Annotated in this window: 19 protein-coding genes, 2 pseudogenes and 1 riboswitch; of the genes and pseudogenes, 4 read left to right on the top strand and 17 right to left on the bottom strand. The window is 37.1% G+C overall.

The features are described from left to right. Positions 1-8: 8 nt before the first annotated feature. Positions 9-731: a MurR/RpiR family transcriptional regulator gene (locus AC0VYH_RS06620; protein WP_283152629.1), complete on the bottom strand. Its 723-nt coding sequence runs from the start codon at positions 729-731 to the stop codon at positions 9-11. 217 nt (positions 732-948) lie between these two features. On the opposite strand from AC0VYH_RS06620, the gene AC0VYH_RS06615 reads away from it, so the two are divergent. Further along, positions 949-2,385 (top strand): glycoside hydrolase family 1 protein, encoded by a 1,437-nt coding sequence (locus tag AC0VYH_RS06615; protein ID WP_475373507.1) that lies wholly within the window; start codon positions 949-951, stop codon positions 2,383-2,385. Positions 2,386-2,500: 115 nt separating this feature from the next. Here AC0VYH_RS06615 and AC0VYH_RS06610 read toward each other — a convergent pair whose 3' ends face one another. After that, positions 2,501-3,097, bottom strand: coding sequence for a flavin reductase family protein (locus AC0VYH_RS06610; protein ID WP_475373506.1), 597 nt, complete (start codon positions 3,095-3,097; stop codon positions 2,501-2,503). Positions 3,098-3,121: 24 nt separating this feature from the next. Next, complete coding sequence (locus AC0VYH_RS06605; RefSeq protein ID WP_475373505.1) at positions 3,122-3,718, bottom strand: hypothetical protein; 597 nt, start codon at positions 3,716-3,718, stop codon at positions 3,122-3,124. Positions 3,719-4,078: 360 nt separating this feature from the next. Here AC0VYH_RS06605 and AC0VYH_RS06600 point away from each other — a divergent pair, with 360 nt between their 5' ends. After that, complete coding sequence (locus AC0VYH_RS06600; RefSeq protein ID WP_475373504.1) at positions 4,079-4,507, top strand: SRPBCC family protein; 429 nt, start codon at positions 4,079-4,081, stop codon at positions 4,505-4,507. Next, positions 4,507-4,833 (top strand): ArsR/SmtB family transcription factor, encoded by a 327-nt coding sequence (locus AC0VYH_RS06595; RefSeq protein ID WP_427391758.1) that lies wholly within the window; start codon positions 4,507-4,509, stop codon positions 4,831-4,833. Before AC0VYH_RS06600 ends, AC0VYH_RS06595 begins: the two co-directional genes overlap by 1 nt. 231 nt (positions 4,834-5,064) lie before the next feature. On the opposite strand, the pseudogene AC0VYH_RS06590 reads toward AC0VYH_RS06595, so the two are convergent. From AC0VYH_RS06590 to AC0VYH_RS06560, 7 genes and pseudogenes are all read right to left on the bottom strand, one after another. Next, positions 5,065-5,430: pseudogene (locus AC0VYH_RS06590) on the bottom strand (DNA/RNA non-specific endonuclease); the annotation flags it as partial. Positions 5,431-5,534: 104 nt separating this feature from the next. Next, on the bottom strand, positions 5,535-7,337 hold the full coding sequence (ltrA, locus tag AC0VYH_RS06585) for a group II intron reverse transcriptase/maturase (RefSeq protein ID WP_475373503.1): 1,803 nt from the start codon (positions 7,335-7,337) through the stop codon (positions 5,535-5,537). 737 nt (positions 7,338-8,074) lie between these two features. Beyond that, positions 8,075-8,644, bottom strand: a pseudogene (locus AC0VYH_RS06580) (DNA/RNA non-specific endonuclease); the annotation flags it as partial. Positions 8,645-8,926: 282 nt separating this feature from the next. Beyond that, positions 8,927-9,250 carry a hypothetical protein gene (locus AC0VYH_RS06575; RefSeq protein WP_475373502.1) on the bottom strand — a complete coding sequence of 108 codons (324 nt, stop codon included), beginning with the start codon at positions 9,248-9,250 and terminating at the stop codon, positions 8,927-8,929. Positions 9,251-9,349: 99 nt separating this feature from the next. Beyond that, a riboswitch (SAM riboswitch) is annotated at positions 9,350-9,452 on the bottom strand. A 67-nt stretch (positions 9,453-9,519) separates the two neighbouring features. Beyond that, positions 9,520-10,584, bottom strand: a complete 1,065-nt coding sequence (mcrC, locus tag AC0VYH_RS06570) for a 5-methylcytosine-specific restriction endonuclease system specificity protein McrC (RefSeq protein WP_475373501.1) — start codon at positions 10,582-10,584, stop codon at positions 9,520-9,522. A 5-nt stretch (positions 10,585-10,589) separates the two neighbouring features. Continuing rightward, a complete protein-coding gene (locus AC0VYH_RS06565; protein ID WP_475373500.1) occupies positions 10,590-12,698 on the bottom strand; it encodes an AAA family ATPase in 2,109 nt (702 codons plus the stop codon). Between the two features lie 280 nt (positions 12,699-12,978). Further along, positions 12,979-13,857, bottom strand: a complete 879-nt coding sequence (locus AC0VYH_RS06560) for a phosphorothioated DNA-binding restriction endonuclease (RefSeq protein WP_475373499.1) — start codon at positions 13,855-13,857, stop codon at positions 12,979-12,981. Positions 13,858-14,006: 149 nt separating this feature from the next. Between AC0VYH_RS06560 and AC0VYH_RS06555 the strand changes: the two genes are divergently transcribed. Beyond that, positions 14,007-14,918: a DUF5655 domain-containing protein gene (locus AC0VYH_RS06555; protein WP_475373498.1), complete on the top strand. Its 912-nt coding sequence runs from the start codon at positions 14,007-14,009 to the stop codon at positions 14,916-14,918. A 46-nt stretch (positions 14,919-14,964) separates the two neighbouring features. Here AC0VYH_RS06555 and AC0VYH_RS06550 read toward each other — a convergent pair whose 3' ends face one another. The 7 genes from AC0VYH_RS06550 to AC0VYH_RS06520 all read right to left on the bottom strand — a co-directional run bounded on the left by AC0VYH_RS06550 (position 14,965) and on the right by AC0VYH_RS06520 (position 26,560). Beyond that, entirely contained in the window at positions 14,965-15,288 is a 324-nt protein-coding gene (locus tag AC0VYH_RS06550) for a DALR anticodon-binding domain-containing protein (RefSeq protein WP_475373497.1), read from the bottom strand. A gap of 13 nt (positions 15,289-15,301) precedes the next feature. Then, positions 15,302-15,952 carry a hypothetical protein gene (locus tag AC0VYH_RS06545; protein WP_475373496.1) on the bottom strand — a complete coding sequence of 217 codons (651 nt, stop codon included), beginning with the start codon at positions 15,950-15,952 and terminating at the stop codon, positions 15,302-15,304. A 36-nt stretch (positions 15,953-15,988) separates the two neighbouring features. After that, the gene (locus AC0VYH_RS06540) at positions 15,989-17,437 is read right to left on the bottom strand and encodes a DNA cytosine methyltransferase (protein ID WP_475373495.1); all 1,449 of its coding nucleotides are present in this window, start codon (positions 17,435-17,437) and stop codon (positions 15,989-15,991) included. Positions 17,438-17,503: 66 nt separating this feature from the next. Beyond that, positions 17,504-19,225 carry a DrmB family protein gene (gene drmB / locus AC0VYH_RS06535; RefSeq protein ID WP_475373494.1) on the bottom strand — a complete coding sequence of 574 codons (1,722 nt, stop codon included), beginning with the start codon at positions 19,223-19,225 and terminating at the stop codon, positions 17,504-17,506. Then, positions 19,222-22,782 carry a DISARM system helicase DrmA gene (gene drmA / locus AC0VYH_RS06530; protein ID WP_475373493.1) on the bottom strand — a complete coding sequence of 1,187 codons (3,561 nt, stop codon included), beginning with the start codon at positions 22,780-22,782 and terminating at the stop codon, positions 19,222-19,224. The genes drmB and drmA overlap by 4 nt, the downstream gene beginning before the upstream one ends. Before the next feature lie 146 nt (positions 22,783-22,928). Further along, on the bottom strand, positions 22,929-24,326 hold the full coding sequence (locus AC0VYH_RS06525) for a hypothetical protein (RefSeq protein WP_475373492.1): 1,398 nt from the start codon (positions 24,324-24,326) through the stop codon (positions 22,929-22,931). Then, positions 24,323-26,560 carry a hypothetical protein gene (locus tag AC0VYH_RS06520; RefSeq protein ID WP_475373491.1) on the bottom strand — a complete coding sequence of 746 codons (2,238 nt, stop codon included), beginning with the start codon at positions 26,558-26,560 and terminating at the stop codon, positions 24,323-24,325. Before AC0VYH_RS06520 ends, AC0VYH_RS06525 begins: the two co-directional genes overlap by 4 nt. Positions 26,561-26,688: the final 128 nt, after the last annotated feature.

The following is a 26,688-nucleotide window of genomic DNA, read 5'->3' as shown; positions in this document are numbered from 1 at the left end:
TCTTTTTCTTAGTTCAGCTTATAAATCTCGCGCGCAATCGATTCCAAAATATACACAACTGGCACTTGCGACGTGATATTCGCTTTTTCATGAAATTCTTCCGTTATATAGTAGGGAATGTTAAGATCGGAAATTTTGGCGACGGTCGAGAATTTTGTGTTCGTAATGCTAATAATGTGACTTCCCTCTTGCTTCAGCTGATTCAAGTGCGTCACGGTAAAGTTGTTCTCGCCTGATACCGACAGCGCAATCGTGACGCTATTGTTTTGAAGCTTGGAGTGCATCGGAAAGTGAGGATCTTTAATATACATCGAGAACTTCCCTAAGCTTGAAAAATATCTCGCGCCATATTCAGCGAGAATGCCTGAGCTTCCAATTCCGATAAAAATCACGTTATCTGTCTCCGCAATTAGTTTTGCCGCCTTCTTCATTTTCTCTTCAAGATCACCGTTTAACGTGCGTTCAAAAAACTCCGCGACCGAATGCTCGGGAGGGTTAATGACCGTTTTCTTGTTATCTTTCACATGCATCTTAAGCTTTACCTTGAACTCAGAAAACCCCTCACAGTCAACCTTTTTACAAAAGCGCAAGATCGTCGCTGTGGAGACGTGCGTTTCATCGGCTAATTCACGAATGCGCATATAAGCGACTTTCTCACTGTTCTGAGAGATGTAGTTGTAGAGGGACGTTTCTAACTCATTGAATGACGCTATCATGTTAGTTGAAAACATGCCGTATTCTCCTTTTATGTAAGAACTAAAATGCTACTCATATCTCTCCTTCTATTATAACACCGCCACCTTGTTGTTACACAGCGTTACTTCTATGTCACATATGCCTTTCCTCGGTATTACCAACTAGAACCGCTCTCTTCATTTACTCTTCTCCTTGATCTCGCTATGATGAACTTATTATGAAAACGATGCGATCCATTGGAGGGTAAACTAAATGAAAACATATCACTTCCCAGAAGGGTTCTTATGGGGCGGCGCTACGGCTGCTAATCAAATTGAAGGTGGCTTTTATAAAGGAAATAAAGGGCTGAACATTGCGGATGTGCTACCAGGCGGAAAGGAACGACTGAACATTCTCCAATCCCCCGGCTTTGATTTTCAAATTGATCGCGAGAAATATAACTATCCCAACCATGAAGCGATTGATTTCTATCATCGCTACAAAGAGGACATCGCTCTCTTTGCCGAAATGGGCTTCAAAGTCTTCCGCATGTCGATTGCGTGGACACGCATTTTTCCAAATGGCAATGAGATCGAACCGAATGAAGAAGGCTTAGCGTTCTATGACCGCGTGTTTGATGAACTACACAAGCACGGCATCGAACCCGTTGTGACCATCTCTCATTATGAAATGCCGCTTAATCTTGTGAAGGAGTATGGCGGCTGGAGAAGTCGTGAAGTGATCACATTCTTTGAACGCTATGTCACGTCGATTTTTAACCGTTACAAAAACAAAGTAAAGCACTGGATGACGTTCAACGAAATCAATAGCGGCTTTATTATGCCAATTCAGGGTCTCGGGTTCGCGATCCAACAAGAAGAAGACAAATACCAACCAACGTTCCAGGCATTCCATCATCAATTCGTCGCAAGCAGCAACGCTGTCAAAGCCTGCCACGAAATCATTCCTGAGGCGAAAATTGGCTGTATGATCTTATACGCACCCGTTTATTCGTACGACTCTGATCCGAAAAATGTGATGTACGCCCTTCAAGAGGAGCGTCTCTTTAACTACTTCTGTGCCGATGTGCAAGTAAGAGGCGAATACCCAGCCTTTATCAAGCGCTATTTCGACGAGCACAACATTGAGTTAGACATTCAAGAAGGTGACCTGGAACTTCTAAAAGAAGGCACGGTCGATTATATCGGTTTAAGCTACTACATGTCTCGAACAGAGAAAAGAGATAAATCCGATCTAGAAGCTTCCCAAGGTAACCTGATCGGCGGTATCAAAAATCCTTTCTTACAGGCAAGCGACTGGGGCTGGGAAATCGATCCTGAAGGATTGCGCATTGGCTTAAACCAGCTATACGACCGCTACCAGGTTCCCCTTTTCGTTGTGGAAAATGGCTTAGGCGCCTATGACAAAGTAGAAGAAGACGGATCCATTCAGGATACGTATCGCATCGACTACCTTCGTAATCACATCAAAGCGATCGGTGAAGCCATTGAAGACGGTGCTGACGTGATCGGCTACACAAGCTGGGGCTGCATTGACCTTGTGAGTGCATCATCAGGTGAATTCTCGAAACGATATGGCTTTATTTATGTAGATAAGCAGGATGATGGAAGCGGAACGTTAGAGCGAAAAAGGAAGGAATCTTTCTTCTGGTATAAAGATGTGATTGGAACGAATGGGGAAAACTTATAAATTCATTTGAGGTATTTCTTATATACCTGTAACCAATCAAAAAAAGTAGCTTGGAGGACAGATCACCCCAAGCTACTTTTTTGCATTTTCACATTAGACTAGTCTTCTTTTCATCTTACTTTGGTAACGTAAAAAACTCCTTGCTCTCACTATAGTTTCCAGCTAGCCGTCCGAGTGGTGAAAGCTTTTCAAGATCGACTTTATAGTCGCCTAAATACGTATCATCATTAATATGGTAGTGCGTCATTTCCCCAAGTACTAGGGCATTCGATCCGAGCGGAATAATTTGATGAAGCTTGCATTCCATTTGAATGGAAGCTTCTTTCACCCGCTTCGGTTGCACCGTCTTACTATCGATCGGTGTTAAACCAGCATGCTCAAATTCATCGACTTCCGCAGGTACGTTTTCTGCACTTTTTTGCATTTCGTTTCCAAGAGAGCTCGACACCACATTGATGACAAACTCTTTTTGAATCCGGATATTTGCGAGCGTATCCTTCTCCGTACCCTCACGCTCCCCCGTCCCTGGTCCGATGGAGATCGCGAGAATGGTAGGCCGGATGGAAGCAACGGTAAAGAAACTAAATGGTGCTAAGTTATGAACGCCGTCTTCAGACACTGTTGATACCCAGGCAATCGGCCTTGGAACAACGGAGCCAGTTAGTAGTTTGTAAATATCTTTTGTTTTTAGGTCAGAAGGGGTTAAATCCATTGGTTTCACTCCTCATATGATGACTTATGCACTATTTTCACTAAGCCCTTTTTCCTTGAATTTAATACTCTTCAACCATTGGAGGAACTCATCTTCTTTACTATTATCCTCGCAGCTATTATTGGTTTCGAAACATTGAATGTAATAAGAAATAAGAATACCACCCGTATCTTTCGAGTTTTGTACGTACGCTAGATATCCATAGTTATCTTCTCTATTAAATTTCCCATAATAGAGATCAACCGTATCGTTGTCTATTTGTTGAAAATCTACATCTTCAGCAATGCTACCTAAAAGAGATATATTCGTCTCTAAATTATCTTTTTTTAAATGGCTAATATACTCAGAAGTAATCCCAATATTATAAGATGAACTTTCAATGCCAATCGAAAGCTGTTCAAATCCCTCATCTTTTGAATAACCTTTCTCACCGATCACTCCCGATTTCGGGAAATTCATTTCATAACGATCAATACCAGAAACAAATGAGTAATAATCATCCTCTACCTCTTCCGTTGATTTCAAAAATCTTCTCGTAAATTCATCCTGCATCGCTCTTGTGTCAGGTAAATCTTCTGCAGACACTTTTTCAGGATCCGTAATTGATTTGTCATTTCCCATCTGACAACCTCCTGTAAAAAGAATCATGCATAAGAAAACGAACTTAACTATCGATTTCACAATGGAAACCTCCGATTCTGTTAAATCTTATAGAATAAAGAAAGGATGAAACTACTAGCACCCAATATATGTATCTCTCCTTATATCATACCTAAACATACTATACTAATAAATGACTGCTTGACTGAAAAGACCAAATTAAGTAATTTTTTTCTGTTACTTTTTTTATCAACTAACAAAGGTAGAGGAGGTTAATCGTATCTGCCCCACCTTATACTCACTACAAAACCACTTGATATATAACCAAATGGTGTTATAATCTATATGAAACCAAATGGTGTTATATCGAGGAGGATCCATATGAGTGAAACAAACAAAGTACCACAAATCAAAAAGCAAGTAACCTTTCAAGCGCCCATCGAAAAAGTTTGGAAAGCTGTTTCTTCTCAAGAAGGCATGGCAGAATGGTTTATGCCAAATGACTTTAAGGCTGTAGAAGGGCATGAGTTTGAGCTAGAAACCCCTTTTGAAACATCCCCTTGTAAAGTCTTAACGGTGAACCCACCAAAAGAACTCTCCTTCTCGTGGGGGAATCAGGGCTGGGTAATTCACTTTTTATTAGAAGAAGTAGAAGACAAGACGGAATTCACACTCATTCACGATGGCTGGGGTCATCCAGATGAAATCATGAAACCAACCGATAAGACGCAGCAAGACGCCCGCAATACGATGAACAACGGCTGGGAAAGCATCGTCAACGAACGATTGCGTAAGGTTGTAGAAGGCTAATGTCGGCAGCGCCTAAGCATGATGTTTATCAGGCAATCGCAGACTCCTCCAGAAGAGAAATGCTGATGCTACTTGCTAAAAAAGACGCTTCCATTAAAGAAATTAGTGAGCATTTCTCAATTAGTCGGACCGCGATCGTCAAGCATTTGAATGTTTTATCAGATGCAAACTTGGTCAGTGATCGCAAAGTCGGCCGTAGCAAAATATACTCCCTTCAACCCGAGCAGTTAGCAGAAGTAAGAGAATGGGTCTCCTATTTCGAGCAATTCTGGGATAATAAGCTTAGTATGCTGAGGCATATGGTAGAGGAGAATGTTAAAGAATAGCTTTTGGCCCCAAAAACGCCTTTCTTAATGGAGCAATCATTAAGAAAGGCGTTTTATGTTAGCAGGGAATCGTCAAGACGGTTCTATCGATTCCATCTTCAAAATAAAAGGAGCATCAATTATACTAATAATTAATGCTCCTCTACCTTTTTTCGAAATATCGCATCATAAAAAACATCCCGGCGAAGCGATATACCCTTTACGTGTCACCTTCTATATTTTTCTAGACTCTTATTCACCTACCATACCGTCATTATCATTATCACGCATATAAGGATATAACCAATGATCACTCATGATCGGCATACTATAACCCGCTGCCTCTGCTTCTTTAATCGTCACTTGGCCATTCCCGTTTGTATCAATACTAGAAATATCACCCTCTGTGTCTGAAGGAGTTGAATCGTCAGGCTCGCTCTCAGTTAAGCCGAGCGATGCGTTGACTTCATCAGGGTTCACATTATCAAATGTATCAACGATCTCATTTCCGTTCAACGTATACGTGTACTGATAACTTGAAGGTATCTGCTCCTCCGTATCCGGATAGGTGATAATGGCTTCGAAATCAGTAGCTTCACCTGCGCTTCGGATCGCGTCTTATAGCAATAGGTAAGATTTTGATGTTATCTCCGTCTTTTCCCCTGCTCCGCACGGTACGTGCGACTTTCATCGCATACCGCGTTCCATCTTAAGAAATTCTTTTACGCTAAACTAAATAAATTACATTCTTTACGAAACTTATTCACTTTCTCCAATTGTTTTCCATTTAATTGGAGTCCATTCATATATTTTACAATCGTTTCAGTACTTGTTGCGTGTATAAGTTTATGTATGTCTCTGTGTATACCTACTAGATTTCGATATTCGTCAGTACCACCTAAACTTACAGGTTTTATATGATGGAAGTGAACCTCATTGACATATAAAAATCTGCCGGTCACTGAACAGTTTCCTTTTTGGGCTGAGTATTTGGATAGTTTATTATCTGCTAGTTCAACTGAATTGTGTTCATATATTGTCCTAGCAATTTTGTGAATTTCTATCGTTACATCAGCTTTAAGCTCAGTGTGTATTTTGAGTCTACCATCTTTAGTGTAATTGCATATATCTTGCTTAAAATTCATAACATTTTTAGTTTGTATGTCCATTACTGGATGTAGATATAAGTCACACACTTTAAACGTTTTATAATTATTCTTGTTGAATTTTAAGTATGTTTCATCTGGCTTGAGAGGTATTTCATATTTACCTACTGATTTTAGACGATTGTATAAGGTTTTGGAAATCTGATGGGCTATTTTTACAAAATCAATGTTTACGTGGGTTGCATATTTGTAGTAGTTTTTGACTCCCATTACATATATGTTGTACGCACTTACGGTTTTCCGGATAGGGTTTTCCTGTATCGTTTTAATTAGTGTTTTAAGTTGATTTTTGATACTTTCTACCTTATTATCCTGTACAAAAGTGTGTGCCACATGTTTTGACTTTTTCTTCGTTGCCTTGATTTTAAAGCCAAGGAAGTCTGAAGTTCGTCTTCTTAGATTAGTAATCTGGGATTTTTCAATTGATATATCGAGTTTAAGATTATCTTTAAGATAGTTTTTGACAGAGTGAAATATTTTAGTTGCAGTTTTGCTGTTTCTTGTAAATATTTTAAAGTCATCAGCGTACCTAACTATATACATTTCTTTTAATCTAGTGCTTTTTAAGGCTCTAAATTTTTTGTCATTTGTACTGTATTCGTAATTCGTTTCAAAGCTTTCCCATTGTTCACCAATCCACCAATCCAATTCGTTCAAGACGATATTGGAGAGGAGAGGAGATAGAATACCACCTTGCGGTGTACCTTTGTTTGGTATTCCTTCTCCTTTAATAGGAGCTTTTAGCATTTTACTTACTATCTTTAAGACTCTCTTATCTTTGATTCCTATGTCATACATCTGTTTTAACAGTTTTGTATGATTAACGTTGTCAAAGAATCCTTTTATATCTACGTCTACTACAAAATGTAACCCATTTCTATTGATTAGGTGTTGACTTCTTGCCATAGCGTGATGTGTAGACCTATTTGGTCTGAACCCGTATGAGTGATTGTGAAATCTAGCCTCACATATTGGTTCCAAGACTTGTTTGACCATTTGTTGAATAATTCTATCTCTTATAGTTGGGATACCTAACGGTCTTAATTTCCCATTTGGTTTTGGTATTTGAACCCTTCTAACAGAGTTAGATTTGTAGTCTTTTAGAGTTGCTCTAATTTCATCAATAAATGTTTCTTCATCAACAATCTTGTAGTCGGCTATGGTCATTCCGTCAGTTCCCATAGTTTTACTTCCCGAGTTTGCCTTTATATTTCTGTATGCAAGTAATATGTTCTTTTCGGATGTTATGATTTCGTATAATCTGAGACCCTTGGTTGCTTTCTTTTTACTTCTATCATATAACCAGTCAAACGTATCTTGCATATCATAATATTCATTGTGTCGTAATGACGCACTCATCGATGGTTTGTTGTTCTCCTCTCCTAGGAAAGTCCCATCATCTTACCTGACCTTATGAGTTTCACTTAAATAGTTTATTAATCGAATTTTAAGACTTGGGGCTATCCCTCCACTACTTATTATCATAGTTTCCTAGGTACTGTGCCCCTACTTTCACAAAGGTAAATTCATTTCGGTGTTATTATCACCTTATAGAAACCAGCCCGATTAGTAGTCGTTTGATTAAATGTCCTTTGCTTACAACGTTCCGATTGACTTAGCTGTACATATATCCGTAGGTGCTTACTATGAGCCTGTTAATTTATATCCTCATTGTTAGATATGCCGAATTTCTTAATTTGGATTCATACTTTTCGGTAATTAACTCTGTTAAGTACAGACAGAACATTTCTGTTCAGTAGCATTCTAGACCCTTACATTCGCAAGTTCGTCAGTTCTAAATGAACATTCTCACCATAGATATTTTATAGCACTCCGACTTATCTTACACTCAACCACCTCTGATTGCATTTCGTGGGTAGGGTATTAACCTTTATTCCTTACGGTGTAATCTCAGCCGACTTTACCACGCTTTAGACCCTACATAACTACTAATTATATAACGCCTAGTGGAGTATCAAGTAACTCGTTTCGGCCAACGTGACGGCTTTCATTCCAAGTTGCAGTCAATCAGTTGGATTAAAATGGTTTAATCCTCTCATTTCGTGCTAGGCACTTATAGAGAAACGTTTCGCACCCATATAAGCTTGATCACCATGTCGGTTGAGTGTACTCTCTTGTGGGGTAATGTTATAAGCATTCGATACCCCTCCGAGAGAATCAGCAATAATATGTCCTTCATCTAACACGTCACTTTCGACGCCCGGAACTTTTGCCTCATCAGAATAGTACCGTCCAGACGATAACACAGGTTCGTTACGATCATCTTGTAGAATGATTTCGTCAGCAACAACGCGTACGAGTTGTCCGTATTCATTCGTAAATGCCCAATATTCACGGTCACCGTACCCAATATCAACAACGACGTTAGGTTCTCGATGTCCAGACAAATCACCACCATCCACTTCAATAAGTTCGTATCCTGCGAACTGTTCATCATCTGTTGGGTCTGGTGTTTCCTCTTCTACTGGTTCATCAACAACCGCAGTGTTCGTTTCATCTTTTTCACTATTTTCATTTGTTTCAACTGTACTTACTTCTTGTGTATTTGTTTCTGCATTTTTATTGGATGCCTCTTCTAAGTTGGTACAACCAACTATAAAAATGATCGTTAAAAATAAGATGAAATAGTTCATTTTCGTTTTCATAATAGAACGCTCCTATAATAGGGAAATTTCGTAATGTTAAAAAAATCAAAAGAAAGAGTAAAAATGGATCCATTATTTCTTCTATCACTTTTATTATCCATTACATTGATAGTTTAATTTTACCACATTAAATAACTTCAAAAGCATTCAGAAAAAATACACGATTCATTTCAAAAATAGTTTTACAGCTTATTCTTAAAAGCATCCAAGTCTAATCCCTAAACATCCACGATTTCGAATCATCAAAATGAACTAGCAAAATCCTCTTCTATCAACATTGTCTCACATCACACTCTCAATATAATCCCCATTTCCTCTCACAATTTGAAGCCCCTGCTTCTCTAATTCCAGCCACAAATATCGATCCAGCGCATAAGGGGATTGCTGTTGTAGCGAAAGCAATGCATCCTCCGTAAGCAACAGTTCATAGGAGCGGTTTTCCTCTTTAACAGTGACCTCATAGTCAATCAACTTCATCACGATCACTTCATACGCCTCCTCCCACTCCTTCAGTTGACGTTCAATGACTTCTGCCACGTGTAATAAAAAACTTTCCCCGTCATAACTTTTCGCCATGACGCTTCGTGCAAATCGATTTACGTTCACAAACTCATCCCCCTTATTGTTATAAATAAGGTATTCAACAAATGAACAAAAAAGGCCCTTCATCGCAAATGAATGCAACAAAGAGCCTCCGCTATCCGCGCGTTATCATTCAAAGCCATGCTTTGCAGGTTGGAGCACCTTACCGCCTGGCAGGTTGCTGTGAAGTCAAAGAGCCCGTACTCTCGTTCACTCGTGATAACTTTATTTAATTGGTAATAGTTTACTTAATAATCGATGGAGTGTCAATTTTTTCTAAAAGAATTTGAAATCTATGCATTATTATCAATCACCCCTACTAATGATAACAGTCTAGTCGATATCTCATTCCATTCAGCATTAAGGTTTACAGTTTTTATATAGATGCTTTTTCCTGTTATTGAATAACCTGCATTTATTTCACGATTAATCGTTGGATACAGTAACATTCCTTTAATATCCCCTAAAAAGTCACTGCTGCTTACATAGGCGAATATTTGATATAAATGCCCCGTACGAACTTTTTCTTTATCTGTCCAATTACTAGTCGTCAATGTTTCACCATAATACTTCGTGTCTATAATAAGCTGGGAATTTGTTAGTTTATTTTCTACAACGATATCCGTTCGCATTTCTGGTAGAAGGGATAACTCTTCATCACCAACGGATTGATCTAAATTCCAGTGTATTTTAGGAGAGTGAATACAATAGATGCGGCTATCCAAATGACGACGGTAGAAATTTAAAACGAATTTTTCATAAAGCTTTGCCATTTGCCTATCTCTAATAAAAGATAGAAATTTCGTATCACTACCCTCTTCCCTAGAAATGAGTCCCTGATAAATTAGTTCACTAACACTCATCAACATTCTATAGTGGTAGTTGTTTCTATTAAATCGTAATGAACTAAATGTTTCATTAGACATTTGAACATCATGAATGTCTGAGAAATACAACCGAAGCTTTCGTAACTTCTTATTGAGTGTCTTATCTAGCATAGGGGCATTTAATAATAAATTGAAGGTTGCTTTTACGATTTGATTCAGTTTAATGTCTACTGAGAAGTTATCATATTGGCAAACCATCCTGCCGTTACGAAACGTTTGTTTTTTTATAGAATCAGCCACTTCTACTTTTCCTTTAAGCGTTGATACTTCTCTACGCTCCTGAATATAGCTTCTACTTAATCCTCTTTTTATTAAACTATTTGTTCCATTAATATAGATTCTAGCTAATAAATCATAGATATTATCAAACTTCTCACTACCAAATACATTTTCGTCTGATTGGTCGAGTACGTTCCACGCATAGCAAAGCATATGGTAGATGTTTTTAACGGGGATACTGCTATTACTCATAACAGTTACCTTAACAACTCTTCAACATAATTTTTAGCTTTATCTTCTTCATCGAACCAGTATTCGTTAATAAGTGGTTCAATCTCATACCTGATCACTTCATCATACCAATTTTCCGAATCGCTATAATGAGTAAAGTAACTATGCCCTATTCTAAAGCCTTTACCCAAATTAACATCATTTGCTATAACAGAGTTTATACTACCAATCTTATGTTGTATTTTATTTACTAATTCTTCACTAGCTCCTTGTTCCAAAAGATGATCTTTGAATTTTGCTGATTCAAAAGCCGGCTCCAATTCAACGAAGCAGAACCTTCTTCTTAATGCATAATCAATAATAGCAAGACTTCTATCTGCGGTATTCATCATCCCAATAATATATAGATTTTTAGGTACAGAGAACAGATTGTCAGAATAGGTAAGTGTTATTTTGTCTCCCCGCTTATCATTTTCAATAAGCATAAGTAACTCTCCGAATATTTTACTTAAATTACCACGATTAATTTCATCAATGATTAAATAGAAATTTTCATCGGGGTTTCTTGATGCTTCAAGACAAAACTTATAGAATGGACCTTCTTTCAGTTCAAAACCAGATTCTTTAGGTCGATACCCCATGATGAAATCCTCATACGAATAGCTCTGATGAAATTGCAGCATCATCACCCTTGATTCATCTCGCTCTTCCATCAAAGAGTAAGCAAGTCTTTTAGCAGCAAATGTCTTCCCTACTCCTGGTGCCCCCTGTAGAATAAGATTCTTCTTCCTAGTTAATAAAGATTTAATCGTTTCATATTGGCTTTCATCTATAAAAACTTTCCTTAAAAAATCTTCCTTCGTATATTTCTCTTTTTCTTTTGTTTGATTTGGTAATTCCTCTTGAACCTCTTCCTCTTCTTCATCTTCATCTTCATCTTCCGCTAGTAAACTTCCATCCCAGGCTTTGTAAGATAGCTCAGGAAATGAATAAAATGGGAAATTCTCGTCAGAAAATTTTTCCTTTATATTATCGATAAGATCCATGTATTCCCTACCAGAGTATAACTTTTTAGATACGCGGGGCAGAATATTAAACTGTTTATCAGCCAGAAATTTTCTCGTATATTGATCTAAGGGCAGATACTCCCAGGGCTTTAACCAATACAAACCAATCGTAATTTTCCACGACCCCCCATATTGTCTACGAACCTTGTCGTATATTTCGATAAAAACGTTTTGACTTTCTTCTCCTGAATCATTCTCTGTTATTTCAATAGCAATTCGGAACAGTTCCCATAGATTATCGAAATCGTCATCATTTCTATTTTCTTTATTGCCGAAGAACCATGCATTCATGTTATTTAACACCGGGACACCATTAAATGAATGAGGTACTTCTTCGTTTACGTCTAAGAAATCCGCTATTTCTTTCATAATCAATCGCCTGTTGTGATCTGTGATTCCTTTATTAAAAAGACCAAATACCGTAAACGGACAAACATCAGTTAGAAGTTCCTTACCTCCTTTAGCATTTTTCTCTGTCAGAGGATTATTCTTGTTGATTCTTTCAAATATATTATGTATACCACTTAGTAATTCATTACGATTATGTTGAAACTTTAGCAAAGCTTTTGCAACAGCTTCATAAAAGGGGATCCATTCAAATTCTTGATGTGACTTGCCCCCATATTTACTATTCCAATAAGGGTCTTGAATAAACTGTTCAATGTGTTGATTTTCATTATTAAAAGTAAAATCAATTAAGTTTTTGTACATCCACCCCTTTCCTTCTTCTACTTTCCAAATCGTACTTCTACTAGTGAAGAAATACCATTCTTTTATCGGCGTTATAGGCTGCCAATCTACATCTACTTTTTTTCCATCATTGTAGTTATGTGTAACGGTTCCAATTGCTTTTATCCCCATAACGGACACAGTATTCCCATGATTATCAAAAGGGAGATTGTGCTTTCTCGTATAGGCAGATTTAATCGCAATTTTGTCTCCTATCTTTATTGACTTCACTTGTTCTATATACCTATCATCGTAACCATTTATCCAAATGCCTTCATTAATAAATCGCTCTGTTTGATCGCCACTAACCACCGCACCGACAAACCATGCTTGTTCCATTTGTTCGATCACCCCTGACTTTTAATTTTTGAATTACTATTCGATCTCATCTTTCACAAGTCTTCATAAAAGTTCTCCACGTATTCTTAGTACTAAACTAGCACTATAGGAAGATGTTAACAACAGTAATGAAATCTACGATGGGTTGGTCCGTCACATTAACCACATATCATTAATGAGAAGCCTTCATTGCCGTAACTGAAAACGCCTACCTTTAATGATAAATTCATTAGGATAGACGTTTTATTTAGTGAAGACGACTTCTCTATTGCTTACGTTGCTAACCAATAACATACCGCTCCGGCCCTTTAAACACTTCTCTCACATGCCAATTCAAAAAACGATCTTCCGGCAAGTAATCCGGATGAATCGGACGACGAATATCCCTTCCATGAAATTGCAGGAGCCACTCCTGAAAACCGCTCGTCCCATGTGCCTGTTCAGCTACGAGAAACGTATTTTCCTCCGACAACGTAAAGACTCCTCGATCAAACAATTTATGATGCATAGAACAAAGAGCAATCCCATTGTTCTCTACATCAGGGCCACCAGCCTGATGCCACTTAATATGCGCTGCTTCCACGCCAACAAGCTTGTCTCCAAGTCGAACATTGAATCCACAAACCGCACAGCTATATTCATAGGCTTTAAGAATTCTTTCTCGGAAGTAAGGATCTCTTGAACGCTTGCCTTTATACTCTAGATCCAGTCCAACATGCGCTAGAATATCCTCATGCAACGTTTCTGGAAAGTGATTCCGAAGTAGTATATCTGCTATCTCACATAAAAGCTGATGGTTATCTTTTAACAAATGGTAAACTTCATCAGTAAATCCGCCACTTACTTGATGATCTAATAATAATCGATTATTTGGATTTCGGGTGTCGAGCTCCAAAGTTGTTCGTAACTCCCATATCCCATCATGCTTTAACCTTACAAACGGTTCTTCAGGATGATAAGACTTTCGCTTAGGTCCAAACTCGATTAACAGACTCGTTAATTTTTCTTTCACTTCTTTATATGGAATGAACTGTGACTGATCACTTTGCAATCTGGCAAGTGTATAGAGCAAGAGAAGAGGTTTGTGTGGGGCACGCTGATTGCCTTTTTTCCAGATGCTTAATGTATTTATCGTTTCTTTTAGAGTATGTTCGTTCATTGGAAAACTCCTAGTTATGTAAGATAATTATGGATGAATCTACCATTACTAAAATTATATCATCTTTCATTGATAAGTTAAGATAAACAAATGATTATGGGAAGTTCTGGATGGCTTGGAATGCTATAATAACGGTGGAGGTGAAAGCGTTGGGAGACATTAAATTATTTAAGTTGGGCACTGAATCCGTTACTGAACTAGAAGGTCAGTCGGTTTCAGTGGAAAAATCATTACAAGAAATTATGGAGCAACATCTAGAAACGTTCTTAGGTGTACGTTTTCTTGCCTCTGAGTATACAACTGGGAAAAAGCATGCTGGAAGAATTGACACACTAGGTATCGATGAAAACAATGCGCCCGTTATTATTGAATACAAACGATCAATTAATGAGAACGTCATTAATCAGGGATTATTTTATTTAGACTGGCTGCTTGATCACAAAGCGGAGTTTGAATTAATGGTTATGCGGAGGTATGGGAGTACCTTAGCTGACGCAATTGATTGGAGTAGTCCACGTCTTCTCTGTATTGCAGGTGGCTTCACGAAATACGACGAACATGCCGTTCAACAAATCAATCGAAATATAGAGCTTTATCAATACAAGCACTATCATGACGGCTTTATCTTGTTAGACCTTGTTAATGCAACAACAGCTCAAACGACTGAGCTATCAACCTCATCAAACGGTACCAAGCAAATCGCATACAAAACCGTCAGTGATTATCTCGGACAATCGACAACTGAGCTACAAGATCGGTTTGAAGCGATTAAGTCCTATATGATGGCTTTAGGCGATGACGTTCAGATGAAGACATTGAAATATTACATAGCATTTAAGCGAATCAAAAACTTCGTATGTCTGGAAGTACATCCTCAGAACGGCAAGATCGTGCTCTTTCTGAAAATTGATCCAGATACAATTACATTAGAAGACCAGTTTAGTAGAGATGTGCGCAACATAGGTCACTACGGCACCGGTGACCTGGAACTAACCATTTATACCGATGAAGATTTTGAGAAAGCGAAACGATTCATTCATATGAGCTATGATGTTAGCTAAACAAAACGAGCACTCCACTGAAGAGTGCTCGTTTTGTTTACTCTGCTTAATCCTCCACATCAATCAAATAAACCCGTTCATCAAATCCACCACGCACTTCCCTTTTCTCCCTACGTACTTCTTCTAGTTCATCAAAAGAAGAATGATGAACTTCAACTAATGAATAAATCAGCTCCAGCATATCAGCGAGCTCTTCTACTGCATGACTATCTTCCATTGCTTCAAGATACTCCTGGAGTTCTTCTTTTAGCTTCAGTTGAAGCTCTTCTTTGTACTCATTTTCATCCAGAATTCTAGTGTTGAACTTGTTTCCGTTTGTACGAATGATTTCTGGGATGCGATCTCTTACTAGTTTGTTGTAGGTAGGCATATAGTTCCTCCAATCAATTAGTCACTTGTGATTTATAATACTCACATTCAGACTGCAGGGGGCAAACTTTGCAATCAGGGTTGTATTTACAAACCTCTCTAGTTAAATCAATCATTCCGTAGTTATAAAGACGATGATCGCTATCCGGAGTCATCCTTTCTGCCAGTTCTTTAAACCATTGTTTCCTTCTAGTTTCAGGAGTAGTTTTAAATCCAAAAAGTCTCCCATATAACCTCACTACATTACTATCAATGATGGTGTCAGGATTATTTAAATGTAAAGAACGATAGGCTGCTGCAATATAATCTCCAACTCCAGGCAAGTTTAATAATTCTTGTTTTTCTTCAGGAATAAAACCGAGATTAGTAAGTTCGATCGCTAAGTTTTTCAGAACTTTTTCTCTCCATCTTAATCCTAAATTTTCAAATACATTGCTTAAATGATCAGATAAATAGCTGTAAGGGGATTCATAATTTTCGATAAATTCAAGGTAGGCCGGTATAACTTGATGAGCATTTGTACGTTGAAGCATAATCTCAGCTACTAAGGCATGCCAGAGATTGTCAGTATCACGCCAGGGGAATTTCGAAAAGTGAATTTCACCCCATCGAGTAATTTCAAGCTGTATTGTATTCACCTTTTTACTAGTTATCTCAAATTTCATCTTTTATCGCACCTTAATCAATAAACCGTATGAAGATTAAACTCTTTCATACGGTTTATTTGTTAGAACTTCAACTTTATTTTCATGTATAGCTTCCAAAATGGCTTCACCTATTGCTTTTGCCATCATAGGTGGAACAGCGTTGCCGATTTGACGATACTGAGCATTCCTTCCACCACTAAAGGTGAAATCTTTTGGAAATGATTGCAGTAGAGAAGCTTCATATGGCGTATACGTCCTTGGTTGTTCGGGATGTATAAATTTCAATCCATCTTTCTCCATATGCGCAAGAATGGTATAGGAGGGCTTATTCCAGCTATGCTTCACATATGTGTCTTTATGTTTATCACGCGAATAGGGATAAAGATCACTTAGTAACCTACTGTAGTCTTCTTTTCTTTTTTCGTTAATAAATTTTGCTGAATTACTACCTGGCTTAGTTAGAATGAAAATAATAATGTCTCTAAAATTATGCATCCTGGACGTATGGTTGGTACCTGAAGAAAGTGGTGGATAGTTCCTTTCAACTTCCTCAAGTTTCATATTATAAGTCACAAAAAATTCTTTCAGCAATTGAAAATGGTTTTCTTGTACCTTACTGAGCCTGCGACATTCTTTTTTAAACCAGGGTGAAAATTCTGCATATACTGGATCATCATCGATACTTTTTTCAATTGCTTTTCTAAAAAGGTCAATAGACTTTTTATAGTTTGCAAGAATAACATCCATATTTTTCAGAGAAGGCATTCCATGTGGATTAATTTTCGGTAATCGAACAGGTAAACCTCCTATAGCATCTTTTACTGTTAAATGAGGTTGACTGCCTTCACCGTGCGTTTTTTTAGGTACCGGATTTGGGATGTCCACTTTATTTGCAATAATGATAATTCTTCGTCGATATTGGGGCACTCCATAATCAGCTGAGTTTAACACTTGATAATTTGCCGTTAAATCGATGTTAGCAGTTGGCGTGACCTCTGTGTTGTAGCCAAGTTCTTTGAGATCTTCACAAACGAGATCAATCACCCCTCTTTGTTTGCTTGTTATATCATCAGAATCAGCTTTTTTCGAAGCCATTCCTTCTACGTTTTCAAACACAACAAAAGAGGGTTTAATTTTGCCAACCAAATCAAAAAAATGACTGTATAACATATTGCGTGGGTCTTTTCTTAATTTTTCTCGCATTTCTTTATTACCAGAACGAGCAGGTCCTGCTAATGAAAAGGTCTGACATGGGGGGCCTCCGATGATTACATCGACATTTGAACAACGATCTACGACTTTCTCTTTTACTTCTGGTTTAGTTATATCTCCAGGAATAACTTTATCTTTTCCGTGGTGACTCTTGAGAGTAAGACAGGCATCTGGATCAATCTCCACTGCCCCTTTTAATTCAAACTTGAATTTTGCATGATTTGAAGCAAGAAAACCAGTAGAAAACCCACCTCCACCTGCAAATAAGTCCAGGACTTTTAATGATTTCATATTCCAATCTTCCTTTTTAGGTTACTTACCTAAGATTAATTCCCATCTCTACGAACGATTATATTACTACAAAGAGTCAAAAAATCCAATACCATTGTCCTCTGATTTGAATAAAGATAGGCGATCTAAAAGTAGATTGGACCATTCGCATGATGTCTCCGAAACGAGTGAACACGCATGGCAAGCTGATAAGTTCAACTTATTTTCAACAACATTTTCAGCTTCACTACAAAGAGGATCTGATGAGCAAATTTTCGCTCTTTCGATAGCCTGCTTCAACAACTTATGAAACTGCCCTTCTCTCCCCTGTTGAATTATACCACCTAGTGAACCATCTGAGTCAGGAGACCCGGTATAAAGTAATATACCGCTCATATTAGGGCCAGCGTAAATCTTTTCTCTGATAGAACTTGAAGAATAGCCACAGGATAAGGATAACTCCCGAATTAATGCATGAGATAATGAGTGAAGTAAAATAAAACGAATAGAGAAACGATCATCCTTTTCCCAACCTTTATCTTCTCGCCAATCATGATAACGTTTGATTAAAGGGTTATATCGTTTTTTTACTTCATCATTCGTTTCCCAATCATTTAATTTCTCTTCATCAAGTTGAATAAAGATGCCTTCTCCTAGAATTTCAACAGCAGGTAGCCAGTCAATTTTTTTTTCGCTTGATAAATAAGAATAAGCTACCTCTTTATCATCGTAAGGATCAGGATAATCAATTCTTGTAAATCCTCTTAGAGCTCGAATTTCTCTCAACCTATGAGCTATGACCATACGTGAAACGTATTCCGAGACAGAAGGATTTACTGGTTCCTCTTTAATATGAAAATGTTTTGATTTTGTTTCTTTACTTTGAAAAGCTTTCCATTCTTCATATCTTATATCTCCTGGCTGTTGTTCCATATAATATTGCTGTTTAATAATTTGATAGACTCCGGGTAACTCAGCTTCATCTATGTCAGGAAAGAGCACATCAAGAACTGGTTCTAATCCTTCAAGAGATCTCTTTTCTATATTTTGTTTTATATTTGTCCACTGTGCACTTACTTGTTGCTGAGTCTCATCGGTCCAAGGCGGAATAGAAAGGGCACTGATCGTGCTAGAAAAGTAAACATTAGAAGCTCCGCGTTGCAACCCTCTCGGTACCTTTTCACACTTACTATCTCGCTCTCTTTTCCAGGGACTATGCCCTTTACAAGAAGGTAATACCGACTTTAATCCACCCTTTTTCAAAGAACCTGATAACGTTTCTTTCTTTTTACAATTACTATTTCTACATTCAATGATAATATCATCTAAAGCAGAACTAACTCCTTTAGTCTTTAAATATAAGTCAGGTGCAGAACAAATATTATCTGCACCTCCATGGGTCCATTCATTCCATGGAAAGTCATCAATATGTCCATTCTCACACGCCATAATAAGACGAGCGGGATATGTAGGGGCACCTTTATGATGACATTCACAAGTAAACCCTTTAGAGTCCCTGTTGAAATTCTTCCTAAGCGCTCCGCACCGTGAACATACTCGGTATCTCGGGAAAGAAATAGCTGGTATTCCCCCTCTGGACTTTAAAGATTTAGGCTGTAAAAAAGCCGATACATTGAGTCTTGTAGACAGTCTCGGCTCATATAATCTTCTATAGTACCGTTCCTGCTCTTTCCAGTCCTGTAATCCCATAATCATCACAGAGTCATCCCGGAAATCAACAAGAGATCCAGGGCCATATGTTGTTATTACTTGACTCGGTCTTACTCCTCCTGGTTTTTTAAAGCTCATCCTTCTTCACCTTCGCCTTCTAGAAATGTATAATATACGTCCACTTCTGCTTCCACATCTCGGAGGGAATCAGGTATAAGAGCCGTATTTTCTATCTCCTGATTAATACTGCGTAACAAAACAGGTTCGTCTTTTTTAGAAAATGGAAACTGTTGATAAGCGAGTTTCTCTATATTTTCATCTGCACGATTAAACCACCATTCGAAGATTTCATCAATTTCTTGATCAATATTTTCATTATCAACCCCGTCAATCTGCATACATCGTTCGATAATGAATTGTTTTATCTCCTGAATATATTCATTTTCTTTGTTAAAGTTCTTAGCAAATGAATTATTAGCTAGATTTGGATCTAGTTGTCTCAGCATTCCAATTACGATAGCTTTAAGTCCCTTATCTCTAGCTCTATAAGAAAAAGGAGTGACACTTGAAGCTTCAACATGTGAATAAAATTTAGAATGGTAAGGAATAAACTGTTCATAGTGGGAGATATCTCTTGGCCGTGACCAATTATACAAAGTAAAGACCAGACCTGGGTACTTCCTTCCCACTCGACTTGTCGCTTGAATGTATTCAGATGTACTTTTAGGTTGGCCGGTAACAACCATCATTCCTAGACGATCGATATCAACACCAACAGATATCATATTCGTAGAAAGCAGAACATCAACTGATTCATTGTGTTTATATGGTAACTCAAGTTTATTTAGAATCTTGGGAATGTTAGTCGCGTCAATTCGACTTGTTAATTCTTCTTTCCTATTAATAAATCTTCTGTTTTTAGATTTTCCGTCTTTTACCAAGTATTTTATTCTATCAGGTATATCGTCTTCCACAAGACGAAGAGCCCCTCCTAGTTCGCGCAAACTATTAAAATACCCTGCAAGTGTCCAGTAAGGATCGACGTTCTCTCCTTTTTCATCCGAAAGGAATCCTTTTTGCAAAAGTGAAGCGTAGATTCGCACAAGCGCTGTTTTTCCTGAAGAACCCGGGAAACAGAGGCCGACGTACTTTCTTCCTGGCTTCTCATCAGATACCTCATAGGAAAAAAAGGAATCTTCAGCATTTACTCCAGGAGGAGGGAATTGACGTACGTCACGATTAAATACTCCCAGTACTTGTTCTTCGGCCCGACGGATTGTTGCTGTAGAAGCAACTACTTTTGGTAGGATCTTCTTTCCATCAACCTCAGCAGTAGATAAATAGTCAATAGCCGTTTCGTACAGTCCTACCATCGAACCAAGCGGACCGGAAATCAAATGAAACTCATCCTGAATAACAAGCTCTGGCGGTAGCAAATTATTTATCTCAGTAGTATACGACTTTGGAAAAATACCGGTTGTTTGATGTGTTTTAGGATGTTTTTGTCCCTCTCGAATAAATCCATGTCGTTCACAATAACGATCTACTTTTCCAAAGAGCGTCGCCACTTTCCCATTCCACGGTAGACGTGCAAATTTGTCTACAGTACCAATCAAAATGGTTGGACACTGATAGTAAATCGCTTCATCAACTGTATAGGCCGGTATCGTATGATCATGAAAAAAGCATTTCTCATTATGACAGTGAATTGTAAATACTTCTTGCTCAATGGAATAGCTATCCGCATTTAACTCTTCTCCACAGGCCGGGCAGTTATGCAATTGAATAGGATTTGCCCCATATACCTTTCGTCCATCTTGTAGATCCGTTAGAGCTGCTTTGGCTGAATCTTCACCCTCGAGCTGATTTGGGGTGGTGCCCCCTCCAACCCATAAGCCAATACTAAAGCTTTCCTTTCCCCATTTAGATGGATTCTTACTTCTTAAGAATTCAGCTGCACAAATGAGTGTACTTGCACGCTGGAATTGCTGAATGGTTAAGAGTCTCAATGTATATCGCATTAATATGGTTGTTCCTGCATAACCTTCAACTCCCTGCCTCACACCACGAAGTCTCCGTAATGCCATCACAAAAGAAGCAAATCCCAGATAGGCCTCTGTTTTACCTCCTCCAGTTGGGAACCAAAGGAGATCTACCCAATTCCGTTCTTTACATGTTGGATCTAAAATACTTTTAATGTTCAGTAAAATAAAGGCCAACTGAAAAGGTCGCCATCTCCCTTTTAGGCTTAAGTCTTTACTGTGAGTACCATTCTTTCGATAATTCGCAGCCTCCATTGAGAAGGATCTCTGATAGAGCATCATTTCATTTGCAAATCGAAATGCTTCAAATGCTTGAGAATCGGTGCATATTAGTTCGATTCCTTCTTGAATTCGATCAGCCGCTTCATTACAAAGAACTATATGCTTTTCACGTTGCTCTTCGTACTCAAAGTCTAATTTCATTTTTGTTTGTTTGCTTATCCAACCATTAAATTCGTTAAGAAGAGGAAACAATTGTTGCCGTAACTGCTGCTTATCTTCAATATAGGCAAGGACAAACATATCAAGGCCGCTCATTCCTTTTAACTCCAGGTGCTCAACAGGGGGAACTTCGTATGCCGGTACAAAAGTAGTTTTTAAGATCTTAGCTTCTTCTGAATTGTACTCTTTCCATTCAACTGCACACCCGTGCCCCATGGCGAAGTCCGCTTTATTTCGATACAATAAGTGAGATCGATCCAAATCAGGGTCATCAATGAAATTGTTACTTTGGATGTCTCGTCTCAGAAAAAGAGCATCTTCCCCTTTAAGCGTAATTTCTGGTTGGAAAAGAATATGATCTACAGGAATATCTTTCTCATCGTTCTCATACCGATTTACTAGAAAAACACTTAAAGATAACCGCTCATCTTTTTTTCTCACTATAACTCTACACTCTACCGCCTTATCTTCTAAGTAGATTGATTGTGAATACTTATTAAGAGAAACAGGTTTTCTTTCGATAATTTGGGTTCTTTGATATCGCTTCTTCTTACCTTCTACTATTTCTTCATATTTTCCATACTTAATAAGTATTTCTACTTTTTGTGCATTAGATTGGATACTACAAGTTAAACCTATGGAGGAAGGCTGAAATCGATTCACATTAGTCAAGTCGTCTTCTTGCTCCGTGGTTTCATACTCATCGTTCATGTTTGATTGATCTTCTTCAGAAACTTGACCTTCAGGAATTTCTTCAATATCTTCTACTTCCACATTTGCAGGGTAAAGCATGCCTCCGAGATAATAGGTTTGTGGTCTCTCACTCAGTAGTTCATCTTCATCACGTGGCCCTATCACATCATTTTTTAATTCTGAAACAATATCACCTCTTAACGCATCAAAGTGAATGTTTTCAGAGTCTTTGTCAACTTTCCCTTTATTATCTTCTTTACCTGTTTCTTCTCTTGAGATAATCTCTTTAACTTGAGAACTTCTTTGTTCCTTCTCAACTATTTCTTTTAAACGCCAATTGTTCGAGTCAGTATTTATAAAAACATCGGAGTGTCCCTCAAGACTTCTTTTAATCTGGTCATCTTTCACATATGGACTTACTTCATTTTTAATAATTTCAGTTAACTGATCAATTGTTAAACCACTCTGTTTATTTTCTAAGACCTTATGTATCTGTTGCGCAACCCGAGTTAAACCCATGTATGTCAACTCCTATTCTCTCAGCCATATTTATCGCTAGTTATTATCATCCTACTATAATTTTCAAAACATTAACAGATATCGGTAATAAATAACAAGCTGATCGCATATTCATCAGCTTGTCATATTAGCAACGAATATTGTGATTAAGTCGATATATCTTCATAATAAATTTTCACATTATAGTTCCATTGAACTTTGGGAATTTGTTTCTTCAAAGCATCTGTTTCAATTATCCCCCTTATCATCCCTCTTTCTGTAAGGCTGAACAATATTTGATCAAATAGACGCTCTAAGGATGACTTTGCAAATAACCTTTTTAAATCATGACGTAAACAAAAATCTTTTAATAAATCCATATTGTCATACTGACCGATAAATAAGAGTTTGAATTTCTCTTCAGATAGAAAGCCACGATCATTACTATATTCAATTAAGACTTTAATGAAGTGATGATATTCCGTATAGGTATTGCTATTTTCTGAAATAGCTCTTACAAGTTTAGATAGCTTCTCTTTATTAATTAGTAATTTATTCGTTTTGCATACTGATGTTTTGTTTAAGAACTTGATGGATTTACCTGTCCCGGTCATTACCAGTAAGTCAGAAAGGACAGATTCTTCCTCAATTTCGTCTATCAATTTGATGTTTTTTTCTTGTTTGGTTAAATTTCCTGTTACTAGAGCCTCATTAATAGAATGAACTTCTTTTTTAAAATCATTAAAGAAGAGATGGGCAACTTTAATATCCTCTCTTATGCTCTCAATTTCTTTTAAAAACGCTTCTCGGTTACTAAGTAATTCTTGATCCGTCCAAACATACTCCAGTGAACGAATGTAACTCTCAAAGTTTGTTGTTGAAAATGTTTCGATAGTGTTTAGCGTTTCTTTTAACTGTTCAATATTCAACTCCAAGGAAGAGCTTAACTTTTCCTTATCAAGCATGGAGCTGTTATTCACTTTCCACTTTTTCATAAAACTATTAAATCCCTGGCTGTCCATTAATTCAAATTTATTATATGCCTTCTCTAAGGAGCTAAAATCACCTTGCCAAAAATACCCTACCGCTTCATTAAGTACATCTTCTTTGGTAGAGAAAAATTCTGGATTTTTAAGAACGTAGGCCTGAATAACAGATTTTGTGAATTTTATTAAATGATGAGTGCTCATTTTGTGCCTAAATGAAGACTTAAGAATTTCTTTCATTTTCAAAGTAGTTAATTTCGAAAATCCTTTAATTTCCCAGGCTGTATTTGTAAGATCAAAATCAATAGACAAATCTAATTCTACAAAAGGGCTTATATTCCAGGAAAACCCTAGTAATTTTATTCCAAATCGATCTCCTTCTGGGATAATGATTAAAACTTTTTTATCATTTTTATAGTAAGCATAGTGAGGTGTTAAATGATGATGATGTTCTGAAGAGCGGTCAATAACCTCAATGGATAATAAATACTGCTCAATCGCTTTTATCTGATCGGTAATACTGGTAGTAAGATTGTGTTCTGGATCGCTTTGAAGTTTTGTTTTTGATTGGTCGATCATACTAAATCACCACCTTTAACTTTAATTGAAGCTTCTATTTTAATTAAAAGAGAAAGGAATCCTTTTACTTCTTCTTGACTCTTCATCAACTTCATCATAATCATCGTACGATCATTGAAATCCAGTTCATTATCTACGATAAGATTTAACAATTGATCTTCAATTTTCTTTCCCATTCGTTCAAACTTAGAAGTATATTTTAAAACCTCAATAAAAAAGTTTTGCTCGTCTTCATAATTAAGTTCACTCTCAATGCTTTGAATTAGATTGGTAGATTCATTGCTCACATTGCCTGAATTTTGAGCGACTTCAATCATTCCGTCTAAAATAGATAGCGTTTCCATAACTTCACCATGTAACTTTTCTAATTCCTCTAATTTACCGTTAGTAAAAAGCTCTTTCACTTTTTCAGTAGTTGTAGCTACTAAGTTTTCTTTAATCATTTTTGTAGATTTCAGCAGGGTTAAAAATTGAGTAATAAGTAAATCATCTTTAAATGCAGCAAAATTACTTTCTTTGTCCGACTCACTTTCACTTAATTCTTCTAAGATAGATTCTTTTTCGCCATTTTCAACACTTAATTCTTCATCTGTTTTTTCAATAACAGGTTCTTCATGCTCATCTGTATAGAATCTAGATAATTTCCTTACGTTTAAAACCCAGTATCCTTTTTTATCTTCTACTTTTTCAAAACAATCATTATTACTTAAAAGACCGTATATGGTATTTTTTGTCGTTGTTCTATACTTCCCTATCTCATCCTGTAGGACCGTCCAGTGAAGACCCGATGGATAGATAGCAAGAATTTCACACATTAAACTAAAAATTGACTTATTTACTTCATGTGCCTGTTCAACTAATTTACCTATATCAAGATGCCTCTCCTGTTCAGTAGCATATCGCTCGTCAAAACCCATTAGGTGAATCTTAACAACATCTTCTACCATTTCAATTTTCACTTTATTTCCAGGCTCAATTAAGTAATCAGCAAAGAAATCCATCACACCGTCCCCATAAAAATAAATGCGATTATGCTTCTTTTGCCACCACCATTCATATATAAACTCTTCACATTTCATTTCTAATTTACCCGTCTGGTTTTCAAACACCGAATGATGCTTAAGTGAAGACGGAACTGGTAGATGACCTCTTATTCTATCGAAATAAGATACAGTATAATAAGCATAATTAGTGGGATTAACCGCACTAGATTTACTAGTATAAGAATGATCTAGAAATGTTTCACTCTCTTCGTTATCTCTTTTATCAGCAATACTATTTATGTTTTTGATTAATGGAATTGATCCTCTAACTGAATAGTTTTGTTGTTCAATGCTGTTCAAAGCAAGATCAGGCGCCGAATCCAAGTCAAACCATTTATCTTTCAATTTAGACATCCGAGGTACATTTTCTAGGTATTCATCAACACCTTTAGCATAAATTGCATATGAGGTATCGGATTCCTTAATATGTAATACCACATATAATAAATCCTTCACGGTAATGCCTTTTAATTCATCTTTAACTTTTTTAATCAATTTTGGCCCAAGTCGGCTTAGCTCCTCTTTTACTTCAATTGGTATCTCTTTAATCAATTGGGCGGTGGTCTCGGAAGATAATTCCAGGTTTACTTTTACATAATTCCCATTCACTTTAAACCGATTATCAATTTCTGGAGCAAAGATAGAGTCTCTAGCATACTTATATTTTGTCTCAGCTAGTAGAACGGCTATTTTTTCCTGAGATATTTTTTTCTCCTTCATATAATTGAAGATTTCATCATTACATAGTTGCCATTCTGTTAGTACCCAAAAATGCGTACTTTCCACCTGCATGAACCGAATATCACTAGTAAGCAAATTTTCAATTACATCTTCTGTTTCATACAGATTCAACTTGTATTTGATGTGCCCTGTTTTAAATGGCTTTTTAAGTTTTTTCACATAATCATAGATAGCATCCAACCTTTTATCTGTTTGATCTTTTATTTTCCATAATCCTTCTTCGTCTTCAACAAAGTGGGATTTCGGAGCATACAAGGCAAGATTAACGATCTTTTCAACTTCGGATGAACTGCTGCTTAAGTCAGTCCAATGTTTTTTTATAAACAACACGATTTCGGGATATGGTATCTTTCGATTATCTTTTAGCAGTAGTGCTCTTTTTATTAGACTGATATTACTATAAACGATTCCAGGTGAAGCATTATCAGTACTTTTGTAGGAGTTGTACATTCTCCCACCCCTTCTTTTTACTTATTTTACTATTAATTCTAACAAATTTTATGGGGGTTTAGTTCTAAATCGTAAAAAAACCTATCTATGAAAGATAGGTTTTTGAAAAGGTTGCTTATATTTAAATT

The sequence above is a fragment of the Anaerobacillus sp. QJM3NY_32 genome (assembly GCF_056173645.1).
The sequence above is the reverse complement of the archived record's forward strand: the minus strand, read 5'-3'. Positions and strand labels throughout refer to the sequence as shown.